Source organism: Staphylococcus sp. FSL H8-0121 (assembly GCF_038008425.1).
GTDB classification, from domain to species: Bacteria; Bacillota; Bacilli; order Staphylococcales; family Staphylococcaceae; genus Staphylococcus; species Staphylococcus pasteuri.
In genome coordinates this window covers 530,995-554,627 of sequence record NZ_JBBOZB010000001.1, presented here as the reverse complement: position 1 = coordinate 554,627, position 23,633 = coordinate 530,995, and the positions used below count along the sequence as shown (strand labels likewise).

The following is a 23,633-nucleotide window of genomic DNA, read 5'->3' as shown; positions in this document are numbered from 1 at the left end:
TAGATGAGTTAAAAGAACGTAAAAATTACATAAAATGATTCAATTCATAAAAATAAAAAGACTATAAAATAAGGGTTGTGAAGAACTTTATGTCGAATGTGACACCAATGATGCAACAATATTTAAAAATTAAATCAGAATATGATGACTGTTTATTATTTTTTAGACTCGGAGACTTTTATGAAATGTTCTTCGAAGATGCTAAAGAAGCGTCAAGAGTATTAGAAATCACGCTTACTAAAAGAGATGCCAAAAAAGAAGACCCAATACCGATGTGCGGTGTACCTTATCATTCCGCTGATAGTTACATTGAAACATTAATTAATAATGGCTATAAAGTAGCTATCTGTGAACAAATGGAAGACCCTAAACAGACAAAGGGTATGGTTAAAAGAGAAGTAGTTAGAATAGTAACTCCAGGAACAGTGATGGATCAAGGTGGCGTTGATGAAAAGCAAAACAACTATATTTTAAGTTTTATTAAGCAAGGGCAAGAATATGCATTAAGTTATTGTGACATTTCAACAGGTGAATTAAAAGCTACACATTTTAAAGATGAAGCTACTTTACTAAATGAAATTACAACGATTAATCCTAATGAAATTGTAGTAAATGAAACTTTATCTGAAAACATGCAACGACAAATTAATATGATTACTGAAACGATAACAGTTCGTGAGGAGATATCTAACCAATCATTTTCCGTAAACAATAATGAACATGAAGGTATGTATCAATCTACTCAATTATTATTAGATTACATCCACCATACTCAAAAAAGAGACTTATCACATTTAGAAGAAGTGCAACATTATGCTGCTATTGATTTCATGAAAATGGATTTCTATGCTAAAAGAAACTTAGAATTAACTGAAAGTATAAGATTGAAATCCAAAAAAGGAACACTGTTATGGTTAATGGATGAAACAAAAACACCAATGGGAGCTAGACGTCTTAAACAGTGGATAGACCGACCATTAATTTATAAACAGCAAATTGAAGAGAGATTGAATATAGTTGATGAGTTTATTAACCACTTTATTGAACGTGATACCTTAAGAAATTATTTGAATCAAGTCTACGATATTGAAAGACTTGTAGGTCGAGTGAGTTACGGTAATGTTAATGCACGTGATTTAATACAATTAAAACATTCAATTAGTGAGATTCCTAATATCAAACAATTATTAAGTCAGCTTGAAAGCGACAAGATAACTCAATTTGATGAGTTAGAACCATTAGATGATTTATTAGAAGTGCTTGAAAATAGCTTAGTAGAAGAGCCTCCTATCTCAGTTAAAGATGGAGGATTGTTCAAAACAGGTTTTAATCAACAATTAGATGAGTATTTAGAAGCATCTCGTAATGGTAAATCTTGGCTTGCTGAATTACAAGCAAGAGAAAGAGAACGCACAGGTATTAAATCTCTTAAAATTAGTTTTAACAAAGTGTTTGGTTATTTTATAGAGATTACTCGCGCCAATTTACAAGGATTTGAACCTTCTGAATTTGGATATAATCGTAAACAAACTTTATCTAATGCTGAACGTTTTATTACTGATGAATTAAAAGAAAAAGAAGATATTATTCTAGGCGCAGAAGATAAAGCTATAGAATTAGAATATCAATTATTTGTAAAATTGAGAGAACATATTAAGTCGTATACAGAACGACTTCAAAAGCAGGCAAAAATCATTTCAGAATTAGATTGTTTACAAAGCTTTGCGGAAATTGCTCAAAAATATAATTATGTTAGACCACAATTTAGCGATAACAAAACATTAAAACTTGAAAACTCTAGACATCCAGTTGTAGAACGTGTCATGGATTATAACGATTATGTTCCAAATGATTGTGAATTAGATAATGATACATTCATTTACTTAATTACAGGTCCTAATATGTCAGGGAAATCAACGTATATGAGACAAATCGCTATTATTAGCATTATGGCTCAAATGGGTGCTTATGTTCCTTGTGAATCAGCAGTGCTACCAATTTTTGATCAAATATTTACACGAATTGGTGCTGCAGACGATTTAGTATCAGGTAAAAGTACGTTCATGGTAGAAATGTTAGAAGCGCAAAAAGCATTAACTTATGCTACAGAAGATAGTTTAATTATCTTTGATGAAATAGGTAGGGGGACTTCAACATATGATGGTTTAGCACTCGCACAAGCCATGATAGAATACGTTGCTCAAACGTCTCACGCTAAGACACTATTCTCTACACACTATCATGAACTTACAACTTTAGATCAGTTATTACCTTGTTTGAAAAATGTTCATGTTGCTGCAAATGAATATAAAGGTGAACTTATCTTCTTACACAAAGTAAAAGATGGTGCTGTTGATGACAGTTATGGTATTCAAGTAGCAAAACTTGCTGATCTACCTGATAAAGTGATTCAAAGAGCACAAGTTATATTAGATGAATTCGAACAGAAGTCTGATAATCCAGAACCAATGATTGTACAAAGTGAAGTAAAAGATGATGCTATAGATTCAAACTCAAATAGTGAGACACAAGATGCAGTACAACATACTAATAATCAAGAAAATACGTCTTCATTTGAACAAGCGGCATTTAATTTATTTGATGCAGAAGTACAACAAAGCGAAGTAGAAGCACAAATCAAATCTTTAAATTTATCAAATATGACTCCAATAGAAGCTTTAGTAAAATTAAGCGAATTACAAAATCAATTAAAATAGAGGTGTTGTAAATGGGAAAAATTAAAGAACTACAAACCTCCTTAGCTAACAAAATTGCAGCTGGCGAAGTAGTCGAAAGACCCAGTTCGGTTGTAAAAGAATTATTAGAAAATGCTATTGATGCCAAGTCAACCGAAATTAATATAGAAGTGGAACAATCAGGTATAGCTTCATTACGTGTTGTAGATAATGGAACTGGTATTGAACAAGATGATTTAAGTCTGGTGTTTCACAGACATGCTACTAGTAAATTAGATGCAGATGATGATTTATTCCATATTAGAACATTAGGATTTCGTGGAGAAGCATTAGCGAGTATTTCTTCAGTATCCAAAGTGACTTTACGTACATGTACAGATAATGAAAGTGGTCATGAAATATATGCTGAAAATGGTTTGATTAAAGATCAAAAACCAGCTAAAGCTAAAAAAGGGACAGATATACTTGTTGAGTCATTATTCTATAATACGCCAGCTCGGTTAAAATATATTAAAAGTTTATATACAGAACTAGGCAAAATTACAGATATTGTTAATAGAATGGCAATGAGTCATCCTGATATAAGAATTTCATTAGTTTCTGATGGTAAAACACTTTTAAAAACTAATGGTTCTGGTAAAACAAATGAAGTTATGGCAGAAATATATGGAATGAAAGTAGCAAAAGATTTAGTACATATCACTGGTGATACAAGCGATTATCATCTTGAAGGTTATGTTGCTAGACCTGAGCATTCAAGAAGTAATAAACATTATATTTCTATTTTTATCAATGGTAGATATATCAAAAACTTTGTTTTAAATAAAGCAATTGTTGAAGGTTATCATACATTATTAACAATTGGTCGATACCCTATTTGCTACATCAATATCCAAATGGATCCCATACTAGTAGATGTTAATGTTCATCCTACTAAACTTGAAGTCAGATTATCTAAGGAAGAACAATTATACAAATTAATTGTTGAAAAAATTCAAGAAGCATTTAAAGATAAAATTTTAATACCTAAAAATGATTTAGACCAACATTCTAAGAAAAACAAAGTGTTAAATAGTTTTGAACAACAAAAGTTAGACTTTGAACGTAGACAAAAAGAAGAAGCAAATAATCATAACGGTATGAATGACTCTGAAAATAAATCAGATCATGCCACAAATGAACAACGGTATAACGAAGAAACAAGCCAAAGCCTTTCATCCAATGTACAAGAAAATGATGAAAGTGAATCATTTAATTCCTCTAATAATATTAACCGTGATAATGATGATAATTACTTCGAAAATCAAAAAGAAATTTTAAACGAATTAGATAATAACGATAATACATTTGAATTAGATGATGAAGTTAAAGATAATCAAGACATTAAAGGTGCTATAAGTGCTTCAACGAGACGTCGTGTACCTTATATGGAAGTTGTTGGACAAGTTCATGGAACATATATCATAGCTCAAAATGAAAATGGTATGTTTATGATTGACCAGCATGCTGCACAAGAGCGTATTAAATACGAATATTTTAGAGATAAAATTGGAGAAGTATCAAATGAAGTACAAAACTTATTGATACCAATGACTTTCCATTTTTCTAAGGATGAACAATTGATTATAGACCAATATAAAGAAGAACTAGATAGAGTCGGTGTACATCTTGAACATTTTGGAGGTCATGATTATATTGTTAATAGTTATCCAGTGTGGTTTCCAAAAGCAGAAGCGGAAGAAATTATTAAAGATATGATTGAATTAGTTTTAGAAAATAAAAAAATAGATGTTAAAAAAATGCGTGAAGATGCAGCGATTATGATGTCATGTAAAAAATCAATTAAAGCTAATCATTATTTAAAAAATAACGAAATGGCAGATTTAATTGATCAACTGCGTGAAATGGAAGATCCATTTACTTGTCCGCATGGACGTCCAATTATTATTAACTTTTCAAATTACGAATTAGAAAAATTATTTAAACGTGTCATGTAGAGAGGAGCAATGCTTTGAAAGAAAATATACTCCCAGCAATTAGAAATATGAAAGATTTAGATAACCTCATTAAAACGGAATATAAATCATGTGTATTGTTAGACATGCATATAGGTCATCTAAAAAGCATTTTAGACTTATTAAAAAATAATGGAATTGAATGTTATATCCATATTGATTTAATAAAAGGTCTTAGTCATGATGAATATTCATGTGAATATATTATACAACAATATAAGCCTAAAGGTATCGTATCTACTAAAACGAAAGTCATTAAAAAAGCGAAATCGCTCAATACTTTAACTATCTTTAGAGTATTTATTATTGATAGCCAAGCTTTAAGTAGAAGTATTGAATTAATTCAAAAGGTTCAACCAGATTTTGTCGAAGTACTTCCAGGTATTGCTCATAAAGCAGTAAGATGTATTCAAGAAGAAACCGATACAGCTGTAATTGCTGGTGGATTAATTAGTGATGTTTCTGAAGTAGATGAAGCTATTAAAAATGGCGCTAAATATATTACGACTAGTAATCAAAAATTATGGTAAATAAAAACTTATAAAGAATAAGTAGAGGGATTAATGGTGAAATAATGATCTATTAATCCCTCTATTTTTTATAAATGTTTGGTCAATTTTATTGAATATAAGTTTGATATTTTTGACAAATTTTCAACAAAATCATTGACAACGCTTACAACGTAATTGTAATATATAAACAAGTTATTAAAAGTTAATATTAGAACAGAGAAGGGGAGATTTCTACAGCTTTATCGCTTTGTAGGGGTCTCCCTATCTATTTTGGGAGGAATAATTATATGAATGCTTATTTAGCAGAGTTCTTAGGTACAGCCATCCTCATACTTTTCGGTGGTGGCGTTTGTGCTAACGTTAATTTAAAACGTAGTGCAGGTAATAACGCTGACTGGATTGTTATCGCTACAGGATGGGGACTAGCCGTTGCCATGGGCGCATTCGCAGTTGGTAAATTCTCAGGAGCACATTTGAATCCAGCCGTTACAATTGCGTTAGCTATGGATGGAGGATTTAGTTGGGCGCAAGTGCCTGGATACATCATTTGTCAAATGCTTGGTGGTATTGTAGGTGGTGCACTAGTTTGGTTAATGTATTTACCACATTGGAAAGCAACAGAAGATCAAGCCACTAAGTTAGGTGTATTCTCAACTGCACCTGCAATCAAAAACTATTTTGCTAACTTTATGAGTGAAATCATTGGTACAACTGCATTAACTTTAGGTATATTATTTATTGGTGTTAATAAAATTGCTGATGGATTAAACCCATTAATTGTTGGGGCTTTAATTGTCGCAATTGGTTTAAGTTTAGGCGGAACAACAGGTTATGCTATTAACCCAGCACGTGACTTAGGACCTCGTATCGCTCATGCGATTTTACCAATCGCTGGTAAAGGTGGTTCAAATTGGTCATATGCTATCGTACCTGTACTTGGACCAATCGCTGGTGGTATGTTAGGTGCTGTCATATACGAAGTATTTTACAAACAAACATTTAATGTAAGTTGTGCAGTGGGCATTATTTTAGTTATCATAACATTAGTATTAGGTGTAGTTTTAAATAGAGCGTCTAAAAGCAATGACATCGAATCTATCTATTAAAAGAGAACTTAAGTAGCATCGTTAGAATTAATTTTAGAAAATAAGCATAGAATATAAACATGATTCGTGAATATAAAATATAAATGATTAGTATTAATCATCTTTTATCTATATTTATGACATCAAAAGGAGTCAAATAATTATGGAAAAATACATTTTATCAATAGACCAGGGAACAACTAGTTCAAGAGCGATTTTATTTAATAAAGACGGAGAAATCAAAGGTGTAGCACAACGAGAATTCAAACAACATTTTCCACAATCTGGTTGGGTAGAACATGATGCTAATGAAATTTGGACATCTGTATTATCTGTAATGGCAGAAGTCATGAATGAACAAGATGTAAGAGCTGAGCAAATTGAAGGTATAGGTATTACAAACCAACGTGAAACAACAGTTGTATGGGATAAAAATACTGGCCGTCCAATTTACCATGCTATTGTATGGCAATCTCGTCAAACTCAAAGTATTTGTCATGATTTAAAAGAACAAGGTCATGAAGATTTATTCCGTGATAAAACTGGTCTTTTATTAGATCCGTATTTTGCTGGTACAAAAGTAAAATGGATTTTAGATAATGTTGAGGGTGCAAGAGAAAAAGCTAATAACGGTGATTTACTGTTCGGCACAATTGATTCTTGGTTAGTATGGAAGTTATCAGGTAGAGAAGCGCATATTACTGACTATACTAATGCTAGTCGTACATTAATGTTTAATATCCATGAATTAAAATGGGATAAAGAATTATTAGATATTCTAGAAGTTCCCGAAAACATGTTACCTGAAGTTAAACCTTCTAGTGAGGTATATGCACATACAGTGGATTATCACTTCTTTGGTCAAAATGTACCAATTGCTGGTATCGCAGGTGACCAACAAGCTGCTTTATTCGGTCAAGCATGCTTTGATCGTGGAGATGTGAAAAACACTTATGGTACTGGTGGTTTCATGTTAATGAACACTGGTGAAGAAGCGGTAAAATCTGACAGTGGTTTATTAACTACAATTGCATACGGTCTTGACGGTAAAGTAAATTATGCTTTAGAAGGATCAATCTTTGTTTCCGGTTCAGCAATTCAGTGGTTACGTGATGGATTAAGAATGATTAATTCAGCGCCACAAACTGAAAACTATGCTACACGTGTAGATTCAACTGAAGGTGTATATGTAGTTCCAGCATTCGTTGGTTTAGGAACACCTTATTGGGATTCTGAAGCAAGAGGCGCTATCTTTGGTTTAACACGTGGTACTGAAAAAGAACATTTCATCCGTGCAACATTAGAATCACTTTGTTATCAAACACGCGATGTTATGGAAGCGATGTCTAAAGACTCAGGCATCGAAGTTCAAAACTTACGTGTAGACGGTGGTGCAGTTAAAAATAACTTTATCATGCAATTCCAAGCTGATATTGTTGATACACCAGTTGAACGTCCAGAAATTCAAGAGACAACTGCGTTAGGTGCTGCTTATTTAGCTGGTTTAGCTGTAGGCTTCTGGGAAAGCAAAGATGATATTGCTAACAGATGGAAACTTGAAGAAGAATTCGAACCAAAAATGGAAGAAGAGCAACGCGCGAAACTATATAAAGGTTGGAAAAAAGCTGTAGAAGCTACACAAGTATTTAAACTAGAAGACTAGAAATTAATATATTAATAATTTGTAAGCATAAGATAGACTTGATTTTCTTATTTATGTTATACTTAAAATAAGTTAATAAAGAAATCGAGACATGAGAGATTTATTCGTACAATTAAATGGTAATTGTGGGATAAGTCTCTCTTTTTTTATACTAATTAGGAGGCGTTGAATTATGGGTTTATCAACACTTAAAAGGGATCACATAAAAAGAAATTTAAAAAATGAAGAATATGATGTTGTCATCGTTGGTGGCGGAATTACAGGTGCAGGGATTGCACTTGATGCAAGTAACCGTGGAATGAAAGTAGCATTAGTAGAAATGCAAGACTTTGCACAAGGTACAAGTTCTCGTTCTACTAAATTAGTACATGGTGGGTTACGTTATTTAAAACAACTTCAAGTAGGTGTTGTAGCTGAAACAGGTAAAGAACGTGCCATTGTTTATGAAAATGGTCCACACGTAACAACTCCAGAATGGATGTTATTACCAATGCATAAAGGCGGTACATTCGGTAAATTTACTACTGCTATTGGTTTAACAATGTATGACTTTTTAGCAGGCGTTAAAAAATCAGAACGTAAAAAAATGCTATCTAAACAAGATACGCTTAATAAAGAACCATTAGTTAAACAAGATGGCTTAAAAGGTGGCGGTTATTATGTTGAATACCGCACAGATGATGCAAGATTAACAATCGAAGTTATGAAAAAAGCTGCCGAAAAAGGTGCTGAAATCATTAACTATACTAAATCAGAACATTTCACTTATGACTCAAATAAAAAAGTAAATGGTATTGAAGTCGTTGATATGATTGATAATGAAACTTATCCTATTAAAGCTAAAAAAGTTATTAACGCTTCAGGACCATGGGTTGATGAAGTAAGAAGTGGAGACTATGCAAGAAACAACAAACAATTACGTTTAACTAAAGGTGTTCATGTTGTTATTGATCAATCTAAATTCCCATTACAACAAGCAGTATACTTTGATACTGAAAAAGATGGCAGAATGATCTTTGCTATTCCTAGAGAAGGAAAAGCGTATGTTGGTACAACTGATACATTCTATGATAATGAAAAAGCTACACCATTAACTACTCAAGAAGATAGAGATTATTTAATCGAAGCTATTAATTACATGTTCCCATCAGTTAAAGTTAAAGATGAAGATATCGAATCAACTTGGGCTGGTGTACGTCCATTAATTTTAGAAGAAGGTAAAGATCCTTCAGAAATTTCTCGTAAAGATGAAGTTTGGGAAGGTGAATCTGGATTACTAACTATCGCTGGTGGTAAGTTAACAGGATACCGTCATATGGCATTAGAAATTGTAGATTTATTAGCTAAACGTCTTAAAAAAGAATACGGTTTAACATTCAAACCATGTGCAACTAAAGAATTAAAAATCTCTGGTGGTGACGTAGGCGGAAGTAAAAACTTCGACAATTTCGTTAAACAAAAAGTTGACGCAGCTAAAGGATTTGGCATTGACGAAGACGTTGCTTATCGTTTAGCAAGTAAATATGGTTCTAACGTTGACGATTTATTCAATATTGCTCAAACAGCACAATATCATAACAGTAAATTACCATTAGAAATTTATGTTGAATTAATTTATGGTATTCAACAAGAAATGGTATTTAAACCAACTGACTTCTTAGTACGTCGTTCTGGTAAATTATACTTTAATATTGATGATGTACTTAACTACAAAGATGCAGTTATTGATGTTTTAGCAGATATGCTTCAATATAGCGATGCTCAAAAACAAGCTTATACTGAAGAAGTAAATAAAGCGATTGATGAAGCACAATCAGGTAATAATCAACCTGCAGTTAAAGAATAAATATCATGATGTTGAACTACTAGTATTGAGATATACTCTCAATACTAGTAGTTTTTTTATGCGAAATGTTATACTTTGTAATACAACTTTTTTTAATCAAAATAAACATCTTATAAGTAGATAACTATTTATTATGCATACAATTTGATTACAATGTTATCAAAAGGTATATTGAATATAATATGGTTGTTTAACGTAAATAATATAAATGAACTTTAGAAATTTTGGGGGTATATATGTGAGTCAAAGTCAATTCAATATCACAGTGGAAGATGGAACAATGATTGAAGTGAAAATAGACAAAGCAAATAATGAAACTATAGGCATTGTTCATCTTTTTCATGGTATGGCTGAGCATATGGATCGTTATGATGAATTAGTCAAAGCTTTAAATTTACAAGGCTATGATGTTATCAGACATAATCACAGAGGACATGGTAAAAATATTGATGAAAAAGAAAGAGGTCATTTTGATGATATGTCTCAAGTCGCTGCCGATGCATACGAAATAGTTGAAACGTTATACGATAGTCATTTTGAATTACCATACATTATTTTAGGTCATTCAATGGGCTCAATCATTGCAAGACTATTTGTAAAACAATACCCTCAATTTGCAGATGGTCTTATATTAACTGGTACAGGTATGTTCCCAAAATGGAAAGGCATTCCAACAATGATCCTGTTAAAATTACTTACAATTGTTGCTGGAAAACGTCGTCGTATTAGATGGGTTAATCGATTAATGAACAAATCATTCACCAAAAAAATTGACCAACCTGAGACAGAAAGTGATTGGCTTTCTACAAAAAGAGAAGAAGTTAATAAATTTATTGATGATGAATATTGTGGCTTCAGAGTATCTAATCAACTTATATATCAAACCGTTAAATACATGATGGATACTGCAAATGTAAAATCGTTAAAACAAATGGATCACAATCTGCCTATTCTTTTAATTTCAGGAAAAGACGACCCCTTTGGTGAATATGGTAAGGGAATTAAAAAATTAGGTAAAATTTATAAAAAAGCGGGTATTAAACATATCACCGTACAATTATATAAAAATAAACGGCATGAAATTTTATTTGAAGACGATTATTTGTCAACTTGGCACCATATGTTTGAATGGATTAAAAAACAAATTTTAAAGAAAAATAAAGTGAGTGAGTAGCATGAATAGTACAGATAAACCATTTCTAATCGTCATTGTTGGACCAACAGCATCCGGTAAAACAGAATTAAGTATAGAATTAGCCAAACGATGTAATGGCGAAATCATTAGCGGTGATTCAATGCAAGTATACAGACACATGGATATCGGTACTGCTAAGGTTACTAAAGAAGAAATGGATGGTATTCCACATCACTTAATTGATATATTAAATCCAGATGAATCATTCTCTGCTTATGCATTTAAAGAAAGAGCAGAAGCATGTATTAAAGATATAACTAATAGAGGTAAAACACCAATCGTTGCAGGTGGTACAGGATTATATATTCAGTCTTTACTTTATAACTATCAATTTGAAGACGAAACAGTATCAGAAGAGAAAATGAATGAAGTTAATACTAAATTAAAAGAATTGGAACAATTAAATAATATTGAATTACATGACTATCTAAATACATTTGACCCTGAATCTTCTTCGAATATACATCCAAATAATAGAAAAAGAGTATTGAGAGCGATAGAATATTATTTAAAAACAAAAAAACTTTTAAGTTATCGCAAGAAAGTTCAACAATTCACCGAAAATTATGATACATTATTATTAGGGATTGAAATGTCGCGTGAAACATTATATAAAAAAATAAATAAACGTGTTGATATTATGTTGAGCCACGGATTATTTAAAGAAGTGCAATACTTAGTTGAACAAGGTTATGAGTCAAGTCAAAGTATGCAAGCAATTGGATACAAAGAACTTATACCTGTTATTAAAGGGAACATGGATAAAGAAACAGCCATTGAAAAGTTAAAACAAAATTCGCGAAAATATGCGAAACGTCAATTGACTTGGTTTAAAAATAAAATGAACGTTCACTGGTTAGATAGAGAGAAAATGTCGCTTCAAATGATGTTAGATGAGATTACAACCCAAATAAATAAAAGGAGTACTGAACATGATTGCAAACGAAAACATCCAAGATCAAGCACTAGAGAACTTTAAATCAGAAAAAACAGAAGTTACTGTCTTCTTTCTAAATGGGTTCCAAATGAAAGGAACTATTGAAGATTTCGATGATCAGGTAATTCGTCTGGTTTCTCAAGGAAAACAACATCTGATTTACAAACATGCGATCAGCACTTTCATGATTGATGACGAAAATGAATCAACATCAGAAGAATAAGTAATAATTGAAGTGCATTAAAGCACAACTTTCAATGAACGTAGCAATAGTTACATACTAGTGGGAATGGTAACAGCACAATATTGGATTATTTTTGTTTCTAATATCATTCTCATGCGTGCTTTATCGTATTTGTATTAATTCATGTAAAAAAGCTTCAGTTAAAGCTGGCAGAGCTAACATTTAGCTCACGAAACCAACTTTAATTGAAGCTTTTAAATTTATAATTTTATTTTAGTAATCTGATTAAAGTAATTTTTCAATTTCATTTTCTAATTGTGCTGGTTTTTTCTGTGGAGAGAAACGTTTAACCACATTACCATTACGATCAATTAAAAATTTTGTGAAATTCCATTTAATTTTTTCATTAAACATACCGTGTTGAGCATCTGTTAAGAAACGGAATAATGGATGTTGATTATCACCTTTAACATCGATTTTTTGATGAATAGGGAAAGTAACACCATAATTCAATTTACAATTCTGTGCAGCTTCTTCACCTGAACCAGGTTCTTGCCCACCAAATTGATTACATGGGAATCCTAAAATAATAAATTTTTGATCTTTATATTTTTCATATAGATGTTGTAATCCTTCAAATTGAGGTGTGAAACCACACTCACTTGCAGTATTAACGATTAACATAACATAATCTTTATAATCTTCTAACTTGTATGTTTCACCAGTATTTTTTTCTACTACGAAATCATAAATATTTTCCATAATACCACCCTTTCGAATTACTTACAATTTAACATAATATGGACGAATAGTCTTTATATTGGCACTATGATAAAATACTTAAGAAGAAAATATAAAGGAGATGTATATCATGGCACAGCTATCAACGCATGATACAAAGAAAAAATTGGAAACGGCTGTACTAATCGGTGTACATGCTCAAAATGATAATCAATTTAATTTTGAATCAACAATGGAAGAATTAGAAGCTTTATCAGAAACTTGCCAATTAAATGTAAAAGGTCAAATTACTCAAAATAGAGAACAAGTAGACCATAAATACTATGTTGGAAAAGGGAAAATTGAAGAAATACAAGCTTTCATAGAATTTCATGATATTGATGTCGTAGTAACGAATGATGAATTAACGACAGCTCAATCTAAAACATTAAATGGTAATTTGGGCATTAAGATTATCGATAGAACACAGTTAATACTTGAAATATTTGCACTAAGAGCTAAAAGTAGAGAAGGTAAATTACAAGTTGAACTCGCACAACTTGATTATTTATTACCTAGATTACAAGGACATGGACGTAGCTTATCACGTCTTGGTGGTGGAATTGGAACTAGAGGTCCTGGTGAAACGAAACTTGAGATGGACCGTCGGCATATTCGCACTAGAATGAATGAAATTAAACATCAATTACAAACGGTAGTAGAACATAGAGACCGTTATCGTAGTAAACGTGAACAGAATCAAGTATTTCAAATTGCTTTAGTAGGTTATACCAATGCTGGTAAATCATCATGGTTTAATGTACTAGCTAATGAAACAACTTATGAAAAGAACCAATTGTTCGCCACATTAGATCCTAAAACAAGACAAATTCAAATCAATGAAGGCTTTAACTTAATTATTTCTGATACAGTTGGATTTATACAAAAGTTACCTACTACATTAGTTGCTGCTTTTAAATCAACGTTAGAAGAAGCAAAAGGTGCAGATTTATTATTACATGTGGTAGACGCTAGTCATTCAGAATATCGCTCACAATATGATACGGTTAATCAATTAATTAAACAATTAGATATGGATCAAATTCCACAAGCCGTTATTTTTAATAAAAAAGACCAGTGTGATAGTCAAATGGATTTACCAGTTTCAAACAATCCATATGTATTTGTATCAAGTCGCTACGATAGTGACAAAGATAAAGTTAAAGACTTATTAATTAATCAAATTAAAGATAATTTAACTTACTATGAAGAAACTGTACCAAGTTCGGATGCTGATCGATTATATTTCTTAAAACAACATACATTAGTAAGTGAATTAGAATTTAATGAAAATGATGCGACATATGAAATTAAAGGATATAAAAAAATATAAAGGAAGTTAGCAAGATGACAGACATGACAAGTCTTATTGAAGACGTTGAAAATACATTATCTCCATATTTTAAAGAAATTGAACGTGTTGCTTTAACTAATCAGGAAAAAGTTTTAGACGCGTTTCATGCGGTGAAAGCGACAGAAAGTGACTTATTAGGTACGACTGGTTATGGGTACGATGATTTTGGTAGGGATCATTTAGAAGAAATATATGCCAAAACATTTAAAGCCGAAGATGCTATCGTACGTCCACAAATTATTTCTGGTACTCATGCAATCACATTAGCATTACAAAGTAATTTAAAATATGGTGATGAATTATTATATATCACTGGAAGTCCTTATGATACGTTACTAGAAGTTATAGGCGTGAACGGAAACGGGATTGAAAGTTTAAAAGAACATGGTGTTACATATAATGAAGTTGCATTAAATGAAGGTAAAATTGATATACCAGAGGTTCTGAAATCTATTAATAAACAAACTAAAGTTGTGGCAATACAACGTTCTAAAGGTTATGATCAACGACCATCTATTCCAGTTGATGAAATAAAAGAAGCAATAGAAGCAATTAAACAACAATATCCTGACGTAATTATTTTTGTAGATAATTGTTATGGTGAATTTGTTGAAGAACAAGAACCTATCGAAGTAGGCGCTGATTTAATTGCTGGTTCATTAATTAAAAATCCTGGTGGTGGGCTAGCTAAAATTGGAGGTTATATCGCAGGGAGAAAAGATTTAATAGCGCGTTGCGGTTATAGACTTACTGCCCCAGGTATTGGTAAAGAAGCGGGCGCCTCTTTAAATTCATTACAAGAAATGTATCAAGGTTTCTTCCTAGCACCACACGTTGTAAGTCAAAGTTTAAAAGGTGCTTTATTTACTAGTCTATTATTAGAAAAATTAAATATGACAACATCACCAAAATATAATGTTAAACGTACTGATTTAATACAAACAGTGACATTTGATACAAAAGAACAGATGATATCATTTTGTCAGAGTATACAACATGCGTCACCAATTAATGCACACTTTAGTCCTGAGCCAAGCTATATGCCAGGGTACGAAGATGACGTGATAATGGCAGCAGGTACGTTTGTACAAGGATCTTCAATTGAATTATCTGCTGATGGTCCTATACGAGAACCATATGAAGCTTATGTTCAAGGTGGATTAACATATGAACATGTTAAACTAGCAGTCACACGAGCAGTCAAACAATTAAAAGAACAAGGGCTTGTGTAACATTGAGATAATCTCGGAGTAATTTAAAACTTCGAGATTTTTCTTATTTTATCAGAAAATTTTAAATTTATTTTTCGGAATATAGGGTATTTGGTTAAAAAGAGATACTTTTAGGGTTGGAAAATACAATAAAATCAGTATTTTGAGAGCATATGTCAGAAAACCTAACATATTTTTGTAATATGAGTTAAACTATGCTAAATTAAGTACAAGTTCAAAAGTGGAGGAGAGGTTATTGATGTCTAATGATTCAATCAGACGAAATATGGCCGTATTCTCCATGAGTGTTGTTAGTCAATTAACGGAATTAAGTCCAAGACAAATTCGTTACTATGAAACACATGAACTAGTTATGCCGGCAAGAACTGAAGGAAATAAGAGATTATTTTCGCTGAATGATTTGGAAAGATTATTAGAAATTAAATCTTTAATTGAAAAAGGATTTAATATTAAAGGTATTAAACAAATTATTCATAATCAACAAAATCACTTAACATCAGACGAACAAGAAACTAGAAAAAGAATGATTGTAGATGCAACTCAAAAACAACATGGCGAAACTTTGCCAATAAATCGAGGAGATTTATCCCGATTTATAAAATAAAATTTGGAGGATTTTAAGTATGCCTAAACGTAGTTTTACAAAAGATGATATTCGTAAGTTTGCTGAAGAAGAGAACGTAAGATATTTAAGATTACAATTCACAGATATATTAGGAACAATTAAAAATGTTGAAGTACCAGTAAGCCAATTAGAGAAAGTATTAGATAACGAAATGATGTTCGATGGATCATCTATCGAAGGTTTCGTACGTATCGAAGAATCTGACATGTACTTACAACCTGACTTAGATACATGGGTAATCTTCCCATGGACAGCTGGTCAAGGTAAAGTTGCACGTTTAATCTGTGACGTATACAAAACAGATGGTACACCATTTGAAGGTGACCCACGTAATAACTTAAAACGTGTATTGAGAGAAATGGAAGATTTAGGTTACACAGATTTCAACTTAGGACCTGAACCAGAATTCTTCTTATTCAAATTAGATGAAAAAGGCGAACCAACATTAGAATTAAATGATGATGGTGGTTACTTCGACTTAGCACCAACAGACTTAGGTGAAAACTGTCGTCGTGATATCGTTCTTGAATTAGAGGACATGGGCTTTGATATCGAAGCAAGTCACCATGAGGTTGCACCTGGACAACATGAAATTGACTTTAAATATGCAGATGCGATAACAGCATGTGATAATATCCAAACATTTAAATTAGTTGTTAAAACAATCGCTCGTAAACATAACTTACATGCGACATTTATGCCAAAACCATTATTCGGTGTAAACGGAAGCGGAATGCACTTTAACGTATCATTATTCAAAGGTAAAGAAAATGCATTCTATGATCCAAATGGCGAAATGGAATTAACAGATACAGCTTACCAATTTACAGCTGGTATTCTTAAAAATGCACGTGGATTCACTGCAGTTTGTAACCCATTAGTAAACTCATACAAACGTTTAGTTCCAGGTTACGAAGCACCATGTTACATTGCATGGAGTGGTAAAAACCGTTCACCATTAGTACGTGTACCATCTTCAAGAGGTTTATCTACTCGTGTTGAAGTACGTTCAGTAGACCCAGCAGCTAACCCATACATGGCATTAGCAGCAATCTTAGAAGCTGGACTAGACGGTATTAAAAACAAATTAGAAGTTCCTAAACCAGTAAACCAAAATATTTACGAAATGAATCGCGAAGAACGTGAAGCTGTAGGTATTGAAGACTTACCTTCAACACTATACACTGCGTTAAAAGCTATGCGTGAAAATCCAACAATCAAAAAAGCTTTAGGTAATCATATCTATAACCAATTCCTTAATTCAAAATCAATTGAATGGGATTACTATAGAACCCAAGTATCTGAATGGGAAAGAGATCAGTACATGAAACAATACTAAAGCGCTAAACAATATTGGGGAATATTGTTATATCAAGGGCTAGAGCATTTTTGCTTTAGCTCTTTTTTAATTAAAACTGGGCAACTAATATAAGAAATTTAACGATAAAATTGATAACTGGGCAACTTTTGGACAACTACAATGTAAAGGATTAATTTTGCTATAACTCAAACAGTTATTTATCTTTAAAATATGGAAATATTTTGAAGTGAAAGGTAGATTTTGGGAAGTATCATTTTTATGCAGTTCTACAAAAGGAAATTAATGTAAGTCATACATTATAAAGAACTTTGAAAAAATTTAATTTATAGTGTGGCTTTTCACATAAGAGTTACTTAATTTTTAAATGAAATATACAAATCATTTTAATAAATAGATAGCGGAGACTTAATTGTGTTATCAGTAAGAGATAAATAAGGAGTATATAAAGAGCGTACAATATAATTTTCATTAAATTAAAAAGTATAATAAAACTTTATTGCTGAATTAGTATGTAGTAAAATTATATTAGTAAGAAATAGAGATGACTTACAACGCTATTGTGTTAGGGGGTGAAAAGCCTTGACCGATATCATAATAAAACTCCTAGAATATCCAGTGTGGGTAGCACTGATTACTCCAGGAGTAATAAAAGAGCTTAGACTATGGCATCTCGGTTACTTGGATCGGAAGCCTAAAATATAAGCTTAATGATTATCGGAGCCATAAGGCTCCTCCTTACACAATTATATTATAATATTTTTCAGAGGTTTTCAATTGTGACAATTCAAATTTATTTATCTTTATGTACTTTATGCTTTCTATTATTGCTTTTTGTTGGCAGAAAGATCCATTTTTATTATCTTGATAAAAAGAATGGAAGTAGATAAAATGGTGTATTAAAAAATAATGTAAATACTAATAAATAGTGAAATATCTGGTTATTAAATTCATAAAATTATTGTTATATTAAAATGGTGTATATTTGATTGAGGAAAGTGAAAGCACTATTTAATGTGTATATATTTGAAATGCCGAATAGAGTTTATAAGTATCAAAAGTATTAGAAAAATTTTTAAAATAAATAGAAAGGGAGACGAATAATAGCGTTTGTATTTAGGTGAAGATTGTGAAAGTAACTGTAAAAGTACGAAAAACTACAAAAAAAGAAAAATTAGATTTCTTAGTTGGATCACTTGTGGTTGTTAGTATCATTCTATTAATTAAATATCTAAACTAAAGATTTAACTAGACGTGTCATCCGATGATGCGTCTTTTTTAATTTCCAAATATTGGCTAGAACGTGCTAAAAACGTTATGGACGCTGAATCTTTAGTCGATGCACAAGCAATCATTGAAATTGAACGTATCATTCTATTGATGTATGCCGAAATTACAAAAGAATTATTAGCCTTTTATGCAAAATATGCTAAAGATACTGGATTAAGTATTCAAGAAGTTAAGAAAATGGCTGATAGCTTTGATGTATTAGCGTTTAGTAACAAAGCGAAACAATTTGTTGAGTGTAAAGACTTTAGTGATGAGGCAAATCAATCGCTCAAACAATACAACTTAACGATGAAAGTTTCTAGAGAAAAACTATTAAAGCAGCAGCTAGATTTGATTGTGAAAGATTCTAGTTTAGATCTTCAAAATAAAATTGAAGATAAGTTAAGTGACGCAGTTAATAGAGAAGTAAAGAGACAAGCACATATTCTAGGTGAACATGTTCAAATTGATGACACTGAAGTGAAAGCAGTCGTGAATAGTAATTTTAAAGGTGTCAAATGGTCAACGAGATTATGGAATGATATGGAACTTGTTCAAAAGGAAGTTGAACGAGTAACAAGTCATGTCGTCATTCGAGGTCGACATCCAAATGAATTTGTTACTGAATTTAAAAAGCAATTCAATACTACTTCTTATAATGCCAGTAGATTGTTAGTCACTGAATCAGCACGGGTACAATCTGAATCACAGAAGATAGCATATCTTAAAGATTTAGGTGAAGAAGGTGAATACGATTATGTAGCTAAATTAGATGGGAAAACATCTAAAGTATGTCACTCATTAAATGGTAAAACATTTAAAGTTAAAGATATGGTTCCTGGTGTGAATGCCCCTCCAATGCATCCATGGTGTAGAAGTACTACTATACCAAAAGTAGGTAACTGGAGAGAGAAATTCTTTAAAGAACGTAAAGGTAAGTATCAAGTAGAAGACAAAGTATCTGAAAGAGAAAAATTACAAGAAAAAGCTAAAAAAGAAATGCTTGAAATGATAAGTAATGGTAAAATAAAAGTAGAACTAAACCAAGAGAAACAAAATAGACATTTGTTAGGTCATAAATTATATGATGAATATAAGTTAAAAAATTTGCGGAACAGGAATTTAATACCAAGTTATATAATTTTAAAAAATGATGAATTAAATGAATTGATACTGCAAAAATTTGGTAGTGGAAAATTAGTAACTAATAGGCAAGGTAAATGGAAAAATAAAGAAATAATTGATTTTGGCAAAATTATAGGGAAAGATTATATTGATGGAAAATTTATAAATACTCAATGTGGCACAGTACATTATTCAAAAACTGGGAGCCACATTATTCCAAATGGAAAGGAAGATAAAAATTGAAATTGTGGACATATATTGGTAAAAAAGTAGTGATAGATTTTACTGATGGACAACGACTTATGGGAAAAGTTACTAATTTTGATGACCACTTAGACAATGAAAGTGGCGAGAATTCTATCCACTTAGCAGTGGGTGATTTATTATATGATATTGATGAATCCGAGATTGAAGATATAAATATAATTTCTGCATAGCACCCTTTCTGCACAAATAAAGAGAAAGTGGTGCTATTTTTATACTCTTTTTTAACCTTCCAATGTGAAGGTTATTTTTTATTGTCCAAAACGTGCTGATGACATTTTAGTATCCAATTAACTTTAGAAATTGTAATTGAATACCACAACTAAAAAAATAACTATTGTAGTTATTATATATTTATAATATAATATTTTTATAAAATTTCAGTATTCAAAGGTGTTTAAATAGTTTTTACATAACTAGATGGAAATATAATAATGAAAGAATTACGTGAAATTTTGGACAACGAAATTAAGATAGATAAAAAAAGAGAAAGAAAAAGAACAATGATTTTCAAAACAAAATTCAAAATGAGCTGATTATATGAAGAAGCCTATATTAAGGTTAGATGGTGAGATGACAAAAGAAGAACTATTTGATTTTTTAAATATAGATATCGAAGAATATTCGGTCGAAAAGAAACAAGAAAACGAAATGAAAGAATTGACTGATGAAGACTCAATTAAAACTATAGATGAATGAGTAATTTTTAAAATTAATAGTAGGTTAATAGGTAATGTTATTAGTTTTGTTGATCAGAGGTGAAAGTGATTGCTAACTTTAAAAATTAAAGAAATAAATGATAAAAGTGTTACATATAAATATTATCCAAATGATGATGAAAATATTAAACCTGGTGTTATTCAAATGGATATAGATAGTCTTCAAATTCTCAATGCCAAAAAATCTGGTATTGAGAATAATACAATAGATAATTATTTCATACATGCAATTGATAGAATACACACGAATACTAATAAGCGATTATTTCCTGATTCTGAACTTGTAGCATGGGGATAAAACACTTATACAGTGATTTAGCTTATTTTTTAATTATTTAAAGGAGTAAAAATTATGGTAGAATTATACAAAGTCAAAGAAAGTGACAATCAAATTGAATATAAATATTTGCCTGAAAATAAAATAAGCAATGGATATGGCCAAGTAATAGTAAATAAAAATAATAATAGAGTTGATAGTTATACTTTGTCGAAATTAGAAATAGATAATGATATTTTGATATATAGAAATCATGTGTATCATGCTATTAAAAAATTTAATATGAATGGTTATTTTCCAGAAAAATATACTGTTGCTTGGTATTAAAATATATATGTGGGTGATATAAATGGTAATACTACAATTAGATGGTAATATACCTATAGAGGATTTAATAGAAGACTTGCAAGAGGATTTGAAAAAATTAAATGAAGAAAATGAATAGTAACAACAATCAGAATTAAGATATGATTTATATTCTTATAAAAATGTAGGTGAGAATATTGCATATAAGAGATGCTTATGGTCATAATGTAAAGGTAATTTTAACAAATGGAGATGAATTAAAAGGTAGAGTAATTGATTATGAAAACCCATTAGAAACAGACACTGGCAATTATGATATGGATCTTAAGACAGATTTGTGTACATACTCTATTGATGAATCCGATATAAAACAAATTGAAATTATAGAAAAGTAAATTTTATTAGGAAGTGGTTATTATGCATTTTGCACAGTTAGATGGTGAAATAACCAATAAATAGTCGCAAGAATTATTGGAAAAAGAATATAAGAAAGCGATAGAATTAGAAAAACAAAAAATCAAAAGATTAGTAGCATCCTTTCAGCATAGATAAAGAGAAAGTGATGCTATTTATATATTCTTTTAACTTTCCAATGTAAAGGTTATTTTTTATTACCCAAAACATACTGATGACAATAAAATACAAAATAGATATCAACTTTCTCAAACATATATACTTACTAAACTTCCTAACCATTAATTCAAATAAAAAAGCATCACCCTATAATAGAATGATGCTCAAAATAAAACTTCCATATAACTACTATATCAACGCTAACAATTGATCTACATTTTCCTCAGTAGTTGCCCAGCTTGTCGCAAATCTCACAACTCGATGCTGATCATCGTATTTTTCCCAAACTGCGAATTTCACTTTTTGCTCTAGTTCAACAATTTTATCATTATTTAATATAAAGAATTGTTGATTTGTAGGTGAATCAAAATATAATTGATAACCTTTTTCTAGGAACCCGGCTTTCATTTTATTTGCCATTTCAATTGCATGACGGCTAATTTTGAAATATAAATCATCAGTAAATAATTCAAGAAATTGTATACCTGTTAATCTACCTTTAGCTAATAGGGCGCCATGATGTTTAATGCGGGTTGTAAATTGTTTTGGTTCATTTTGTTTTGTAAATACTATTGCTTCTCCGCAAAGTGCACCAATTTTTGTACCACCAATATAAAATATATCGCAATACTTAGCTACGTCTTCAATAGTTAAGTCTGATTGATCGCTCATTAATCCATATCCTAATCTTGCGCCATCCATAAATAGAGGGAGATTGTGTTTTTGACATACTTTAGATAAAGATTCTAATTCTGGTTTTGTATATAAAGTACCATACTCGGTTGGATGTGAAATATAGACCATTCCTGGAAATACCATGTGATCACGTTTGAAATCACTATTGAAAGTGTCTAAATAGTCCTCAACACCTTTTGCAGTTATTTTTCCTTCAGACGAAGGTATTGCTAAAACTTTATGCCCACTATATTCGATAGCGCCACCTTCATGCACGGCGACGTGTCCTGTGTCTGCTGAAATTACACCTTCATAACTTTCAAGTACTGAATTAATGACAACTTGATTTGTTTGTGTCCCACCGACAAGAAATCGAACGGTCGCTTTAGGACAATTGATTCTATTTTTAATTTGTTGGATAGCTTGTTCTGTAAAATGATCGAATCCATATCCTGCTGCTTGGACTCTATTTGTTTCTACTAAACGATTTAATACTTTTTCATGTGCACCTTCTAAATAATCATTTTCAAAAGATAGCATTTACTTTCCCTCCAATAAATCAGTGAAATACTTTTTCAAATAAGCGATATTTTTCTTATTACTTACACGAATGAATATATTATATCTTATTTTAAATTTATTTCAAATATATTCCGAACAATATAATTTTAATGCAAATCGTATTGACATGGTTAAACTTCAATATTAATTGAATTATTAATGAAAAAGACTTATCATTTAATCATCAAAGTGAAAAGGGGAATTGAAAATGGAGCAAATTAAATTTAAAACTTTTACAGAAAGTAGCTTAGATAAATTAGAAAATAGTGTGAATCAATATTTACAATCAGATGAAGGTGCAAGTTATAAGTTATTAAATATTACGATTAAAGAGACTGAAGAACACAGATTTCCTAATATTGAAGAAGATTTTAATGCGGTTGTGACTTTAGTTAAAAATGATAAAAATTAAAAGATAAAAT

General features: G+C 31.0%; 24 protein-coding genes. 22 read left to right on the top strand and 2 right to left on the bottom strand.

What is annotated here, in order from left to right; all coding sequences use genetic code 11:
- Positions 1-89: 89 nt before the first annotated feature.
- The 9 genes from mutS (at position 90) to hfq (ending at position 12,172) form a co-directional block, all read left to right on the top strand.
- Positions 90-2,717, top strand: coding sequence for a DNA mismatch repair protein MutS (mutS, locus tag LFT63_RS02690; RefSeq protein ID WP_026083535.1), 2,628 nt, complete (start codon positions 90-92; stop codon positions 2,715-2,717).
- Positions 2,718-2,728: 11 nt separating this feature from the next.
- Positions 2,729-4,693: a DNA mismatch repair endonuclease MutL gene (gene mutL / locus LFT63_RS02685; RefSeq protein WP_340767842.1), complete on the top strand. Its 1,965-nt coding sequence runs from the start codon at positions 2,729-2,731 to the stop codon at positions 4,691-4,693.
- Positions 4,694-4,707: 14 nt separating this feature from the next.
- On the top strand, positions 4,708-5,241 hold the full coding sequence (locus LFT63_RS02680; RefSeq protein WP_029055427.1) for a glycerol-3-phosphate responsive antiterminator: 534 nt from the start codon (positions 4,708-4,710) through the stop codon (positions 5,239-5,241).
- A 269-nt stretch (positions 5,242-5,510) separates the two neighbouring features.
- Entirely contained in the window at positions 5,511-6,329 is an 819-nt protein-coding gene (locus tag LFT63_RS02675; protein WP_017638336.1) for an MIP/aquaporin family protein, read from the top strand.
- A gap of 142 nt (positions 6,330-6,471) precedes the next feature.
- Positions 6,472-7,971, top strand: a complete 1,500-nt coding sequence (gene glpK / locus LFT63_RS02670) for a glycerol kinase GlpK (RefSeq protein ID WP_017638335.1) — start codon at positions 6,472-6,474, stop codon at positions 7,969-7,971.
- 172 nt (positions 7,972-8,143) lie between these two features.
- A complete protein-coding gene (locus LFT63_RS02665) occupies positions 8,144-9,817 on the top strand; it encodes a glycerol-3-phosphate dehydrogenase/oxidase (RefSeq protein ID WP_029055426.1) in 1,674 nt (557 codons plus the stop codon).
- Between the two features lie 238 nt (positions 9,818-10,055).
- The gene (locus LFT63_RS02660; RefSeq protein ID WP_340767841.1) at positions 10,056-10,991 is read left to right on the top strand and encodes an alpha/beta hydrolase; all 936 of its coding nucleotides are present in this window, start codon (positions 10,056-10,058) and stop codon (positions 10,989-10,991) included.
- 1 nt (position 10,992) lies between these two features.
- Positions 10,993-11,991: a tRNA (adenosine(37)-N6)-dimethylallyltransferase MiaA gene (gene miaA, locus LFT63_RS02655; RefSeq protein ID WP_340767840.1), complete on the top strand. Its 999-nt coding sequence runs from the start codon at positions 10,993-10,995 to the stop codon at positions 11,989-11,991.
- Positions 11,945-12,172 (top strand): RNA chaperone Hfq, encoded by a 228-nt coding sequence (gene hfq / locus LFT63_RS02650; protein ID WP_017638332.1) that lies wholly within the window; start codon positions 11,945-11,947, stop codon positions 12,170-12,172. Before miaA ends, hfq begins: the two co-directional genes overlap by 47 nt.
- Before the next feature lie 246 nt (positions 12,173-12,418).
- On the opposite strand, the gene LFT63_RS02645 is transcribed toward hfq, so the two are convergent.
- On the bottom strand, positions 12,419-12,895 hold the full coding sequence (locus LFT63_RS02645) for a glutathione peroxidase (protein WP_029055424.1): 477 nt from the start codon (positions 12,893-12,895) through the stop codon (positions 12,419-12,421).
- A 109-nt stretch (positions 12,896-13,004) separates the two neighbouring features.
- Between LFT63_RS02645 and hflX the strand changes: the two genes are divergently transcribed.
- The 12 genes from hflX (at position 13,005) to LFT63_RS02580 (ending at position 21,797) form a co-directional block, all read left to right on the top strand.
- Positions 13,005-14,246 (top strand): GTPase HflX, encoded by a 1,242-nt coding sequence (gene hflX / locus LFT63_RS02640; RefSeq protein WP_029055423.1) that lies wholly within the window; start codon positions 13,005-13,007, stop codon positions 14,244-14,246.
- Between the two features lie 14 nt (positions 14,247-14,260).
- Positions 14,261-15,499, top strand: a complete 1,239-nt coding sequence (locus tag LFT63_RS02635) for a methionine gamma-lyase family protein (protein WP_029055422.1) — start codon at positions 14,261-14,263, stop codon at positions 15,497-15,499.
- 235 nt (positions 15,500-15,734) lie between these two features.
- Entirely contained in the window at positions 15,735-16,103 is a 369-nt protein-coding gene (locus LFT63_RS02630) for a MerR family transcriptional regulator (RefSeq protein ID WP_340767839.1), read from the top strand.
- Positions 16,104-16,122: 19 nt separating this feature from the next.
- On the top strand, positions 16,123-17,463 hold the full coding sequence (glnA, locus tag LFT63_RS02625) for a type I glutamate--ammonia ligase (protein ID WP_029055421.1): 1,341 nt from the start codon (positions 16,123-16,125) through the stop codon (positions 17,461-17,463).
- A gap of 561 nt (positions 17,464-18,024) precedes the next feature.
- Positions 18,025-18,147 carry a hypothetical protein gene (locus LFT63_RS02620; protein ID WP_225880629.1) on the top strand — a complete coding sequence of 41 codons (123 nt, stop codon included), beginning with the start codon at positions 18,025-18,027 and terminating at the stop codon, positions 18,145-18,147.
- Positions 18,148-18,571: 424 nt separating this feature from the next.
- Complete coding sequence (locus LFT63_RS02610) at positions 18,572-18,682, top strand: hypothetical protein (RefSeq protein ID WP_225880628.1); 111 nt, start codon at positions 18,572-18,574, stop codon at positions 18,680-18,682.
- A gap of 77 nt (positions 18,683-18,759) precedes the next feature.
- Positions 18,760-20,079 carry a minor capsid protein gene (locus tag LFT63_RS02605; RefSeq protein ID WP_340768204.1) on the top strand — a complete coding sequence of 440 codons (1,320 nt, stop codon included), beginning with the start codon at positions 18,760-18,762 and terminating at the stop codon, positions 20,077-20,079.
- Positions 20,076-20,273 (top strand): LSM domain protein, encoded by a 198-nt coding sequence (locus tag LFT63_RS02600; RefSeq protein ID WP_029055419.1) that lies wholly within the window; start codon positions 20,076-20,078, stop codon positions 20,271-20,273. The genes LFT63_RS02605 and LFT63_RS02600 overlap by 4 nt, the downstream gene beginning before the upstream one ends.
- Positions 20,274-20,640: 367 nt before the next feature.
- Entirely contained in the window at positions 20,641-20,799 is a 159-nt protein-coding gene (locus LFT63_RS02595) for a hypothetical protein (RefSeq protein WP_155979877.1), read from the top strand.
- Positions 20,800-20,868: 69 nt separating this feature from the next.
- Positions 20,869-21,117, top strand: a complete 249-nt coding sequence (locus tag LFT63_RS02590; protein WP_029055418.1) for a hypothetical protein — start codon at positions 20,869-20,871, stop codon at positions 21,115-21,117.
- A 54-nt stretch (positions 21,118-21,171) separates the two neighbouring features.
- Positions 21,172-21,423: a hypothetical protein gene (locus LFT63_RS02585; protein WP_029055417.1), complete on the top strand. Its 252-nt coding sequence runs from the start codon at positions 21,172-21,174 to the stop codon at positions 21,421-21,423.
- A 176-nt stretch (positions 21,424-21,599) separates the two neighbouring features.
- Entirely contained in the window at positions 21,600-21,797 is a 198-nt protein-coding gene (locus LFT63_RS02580) for a hypothetical protein (protein WP_017637898.1), read from the top strand.
- Positions 21,798-22,164: 367 nt separating this feature from the next.
- Here LFT63_RS02580 and LFT63_RS02575 read toward each other — a convergent pair whose 3' ends face one another.
- Positions 22,165-23,190 carry a threonine aldolase family protein gene (locus LFT63_RS02575; protein WP_029055416.1) on the bottom strand — a complete coding sequence of 342 codons (1,026 nt, stop codon included), beginning with the start codon at positions 23,188-23,190 and terminating at the stop codon, positions 22,165-22,167.
- A 229-nt stretch (positions 23,191-23,419) separates the two neighbouring features.
- On the opposite strand from LFT63_RS02575, the gene LFT63_RS02570 reads away from it, so the two are divergent.
- Positions 23,420-23,623, top strand: coding sequence for a hypothetical protein (locus LFT63_RS02570; protein ID WP_029055415.1), 204 nt, complete (start codon positions 23,420-23,422; stop codon positions 23,621-23,623).
- The last annotated feature ends 10 nt before the right edge of the window (positions 23,624-23,633 follow it).

Excerpts from the sequence above, each read along its gene's own strand:
- mutS (WP_026083535.1), top strand. The coding sequence starts at position 90 with ATGTCGAATGTGACACCAATGATGCAACAATATTTAAAAATTAAATCA.
- mutL (WP_340767842.1), top strand. The coding sequence starts at position 2,729 with ATGGGAAAAATTAAAGAACTACAAACCTCCTTAGCTAACAAAATTGCA.
- LFT63_RS02675 (WP_017638336.1), top strand. The coding sequence starts at position 5,511 with ATGAATGCTTATTTAGCAGAGTTCTTAGGTACAGCCATCCTCATACTT.
- glpK (WP_017638335.1), top strand. The coding sequence starts at position 6,472 with ATGGAAAAATACATTTTATCAATAGACCAGGGAACAACTAGTTCAAGA.
- LFT63_RS02665 (WP_029055426.1), top strand. The coding sequence starts at position 8,144 with ATGGGTTTATCAACACTTAAAAGGGATCACATAAAAAGAAATTTAAAA.
- miaA (WP_340767840.1), top strand. The coding sequence starts at position 10,993 with ATGAATAGTACAGATAAACCATTTCTAATCGTCATTGTTGGACCAACA.
- hfq (WP_017638332.1), top strand. The coding sequence starts at position 11,945 with ATGATTGCAAACGAAAACATCCAAGATCAAGCACTAGAGAACTTTAAA.
- LFT63_RS02645 (WP_029055424.1), bottom strand. The coding sequence starts at position 12,895 with ATGGAAAATATTTATGATTTCGTAGTAGAAAAAAATACTGGTGAAACA.
- hflX (WP_029055423.1), top strand. The coding sequence starts at position 13,005 with ATGGCACAGCTATCAACGCATGATACAAAGAAAAAATTGGAAACGGCT.
- LFT63_RS02635 (WP_029055422.1), top strand. The coding sequence starts at position 14,261 with ATGACAGACATGACAAGTCTTATTGAAGACGTTGAAAATACATTATCT.
- glnA (WP_029055421.1), top strand. The coding sequence starts at position 16,123 with ATGCCTAAACGTAGTTTTACAAAAGATGATATTCGTAAGTTTGCTGAA.
- LFT63_RS02605 (WP_340768204.1), top strand. The coding sequence starts at position 18,760 with ATGGACGCTGAATCTTTAGTCGATGCACAAGCAATCATTGAAATTGAA.
- LFT63_RS02595 (WP_155979877.1), top strand. The coding sequence starts at position 20,641 with ATGAAGAAGCCTATATTAAGGTTAGATGGTGAGATGACAAAAGAAGAA.
- LFT63_RS02585 (WP_029055417.1), top strand. The coding sequence starts at position 21,172 with ATGGTAGAATTATACAAAGTCAAAGAAAGTGACAATCAAATTGAATAT.
- LFT63_RS02575 (WP_029055416.1), bottom strand. The coding sequence starts at position 23,190 with ATGCTATCTTTTGAAAATGATTATTTAGAAGGTGCACATGAAAAAGTA.
- LFT63_RS02570 (WP_029055415.1), top strand. The coding sequence starts at position 23,420 with ATGGAGCAAATTAAATTTAAAACTTTTACAGAAAGTAGCTTAGATAAA.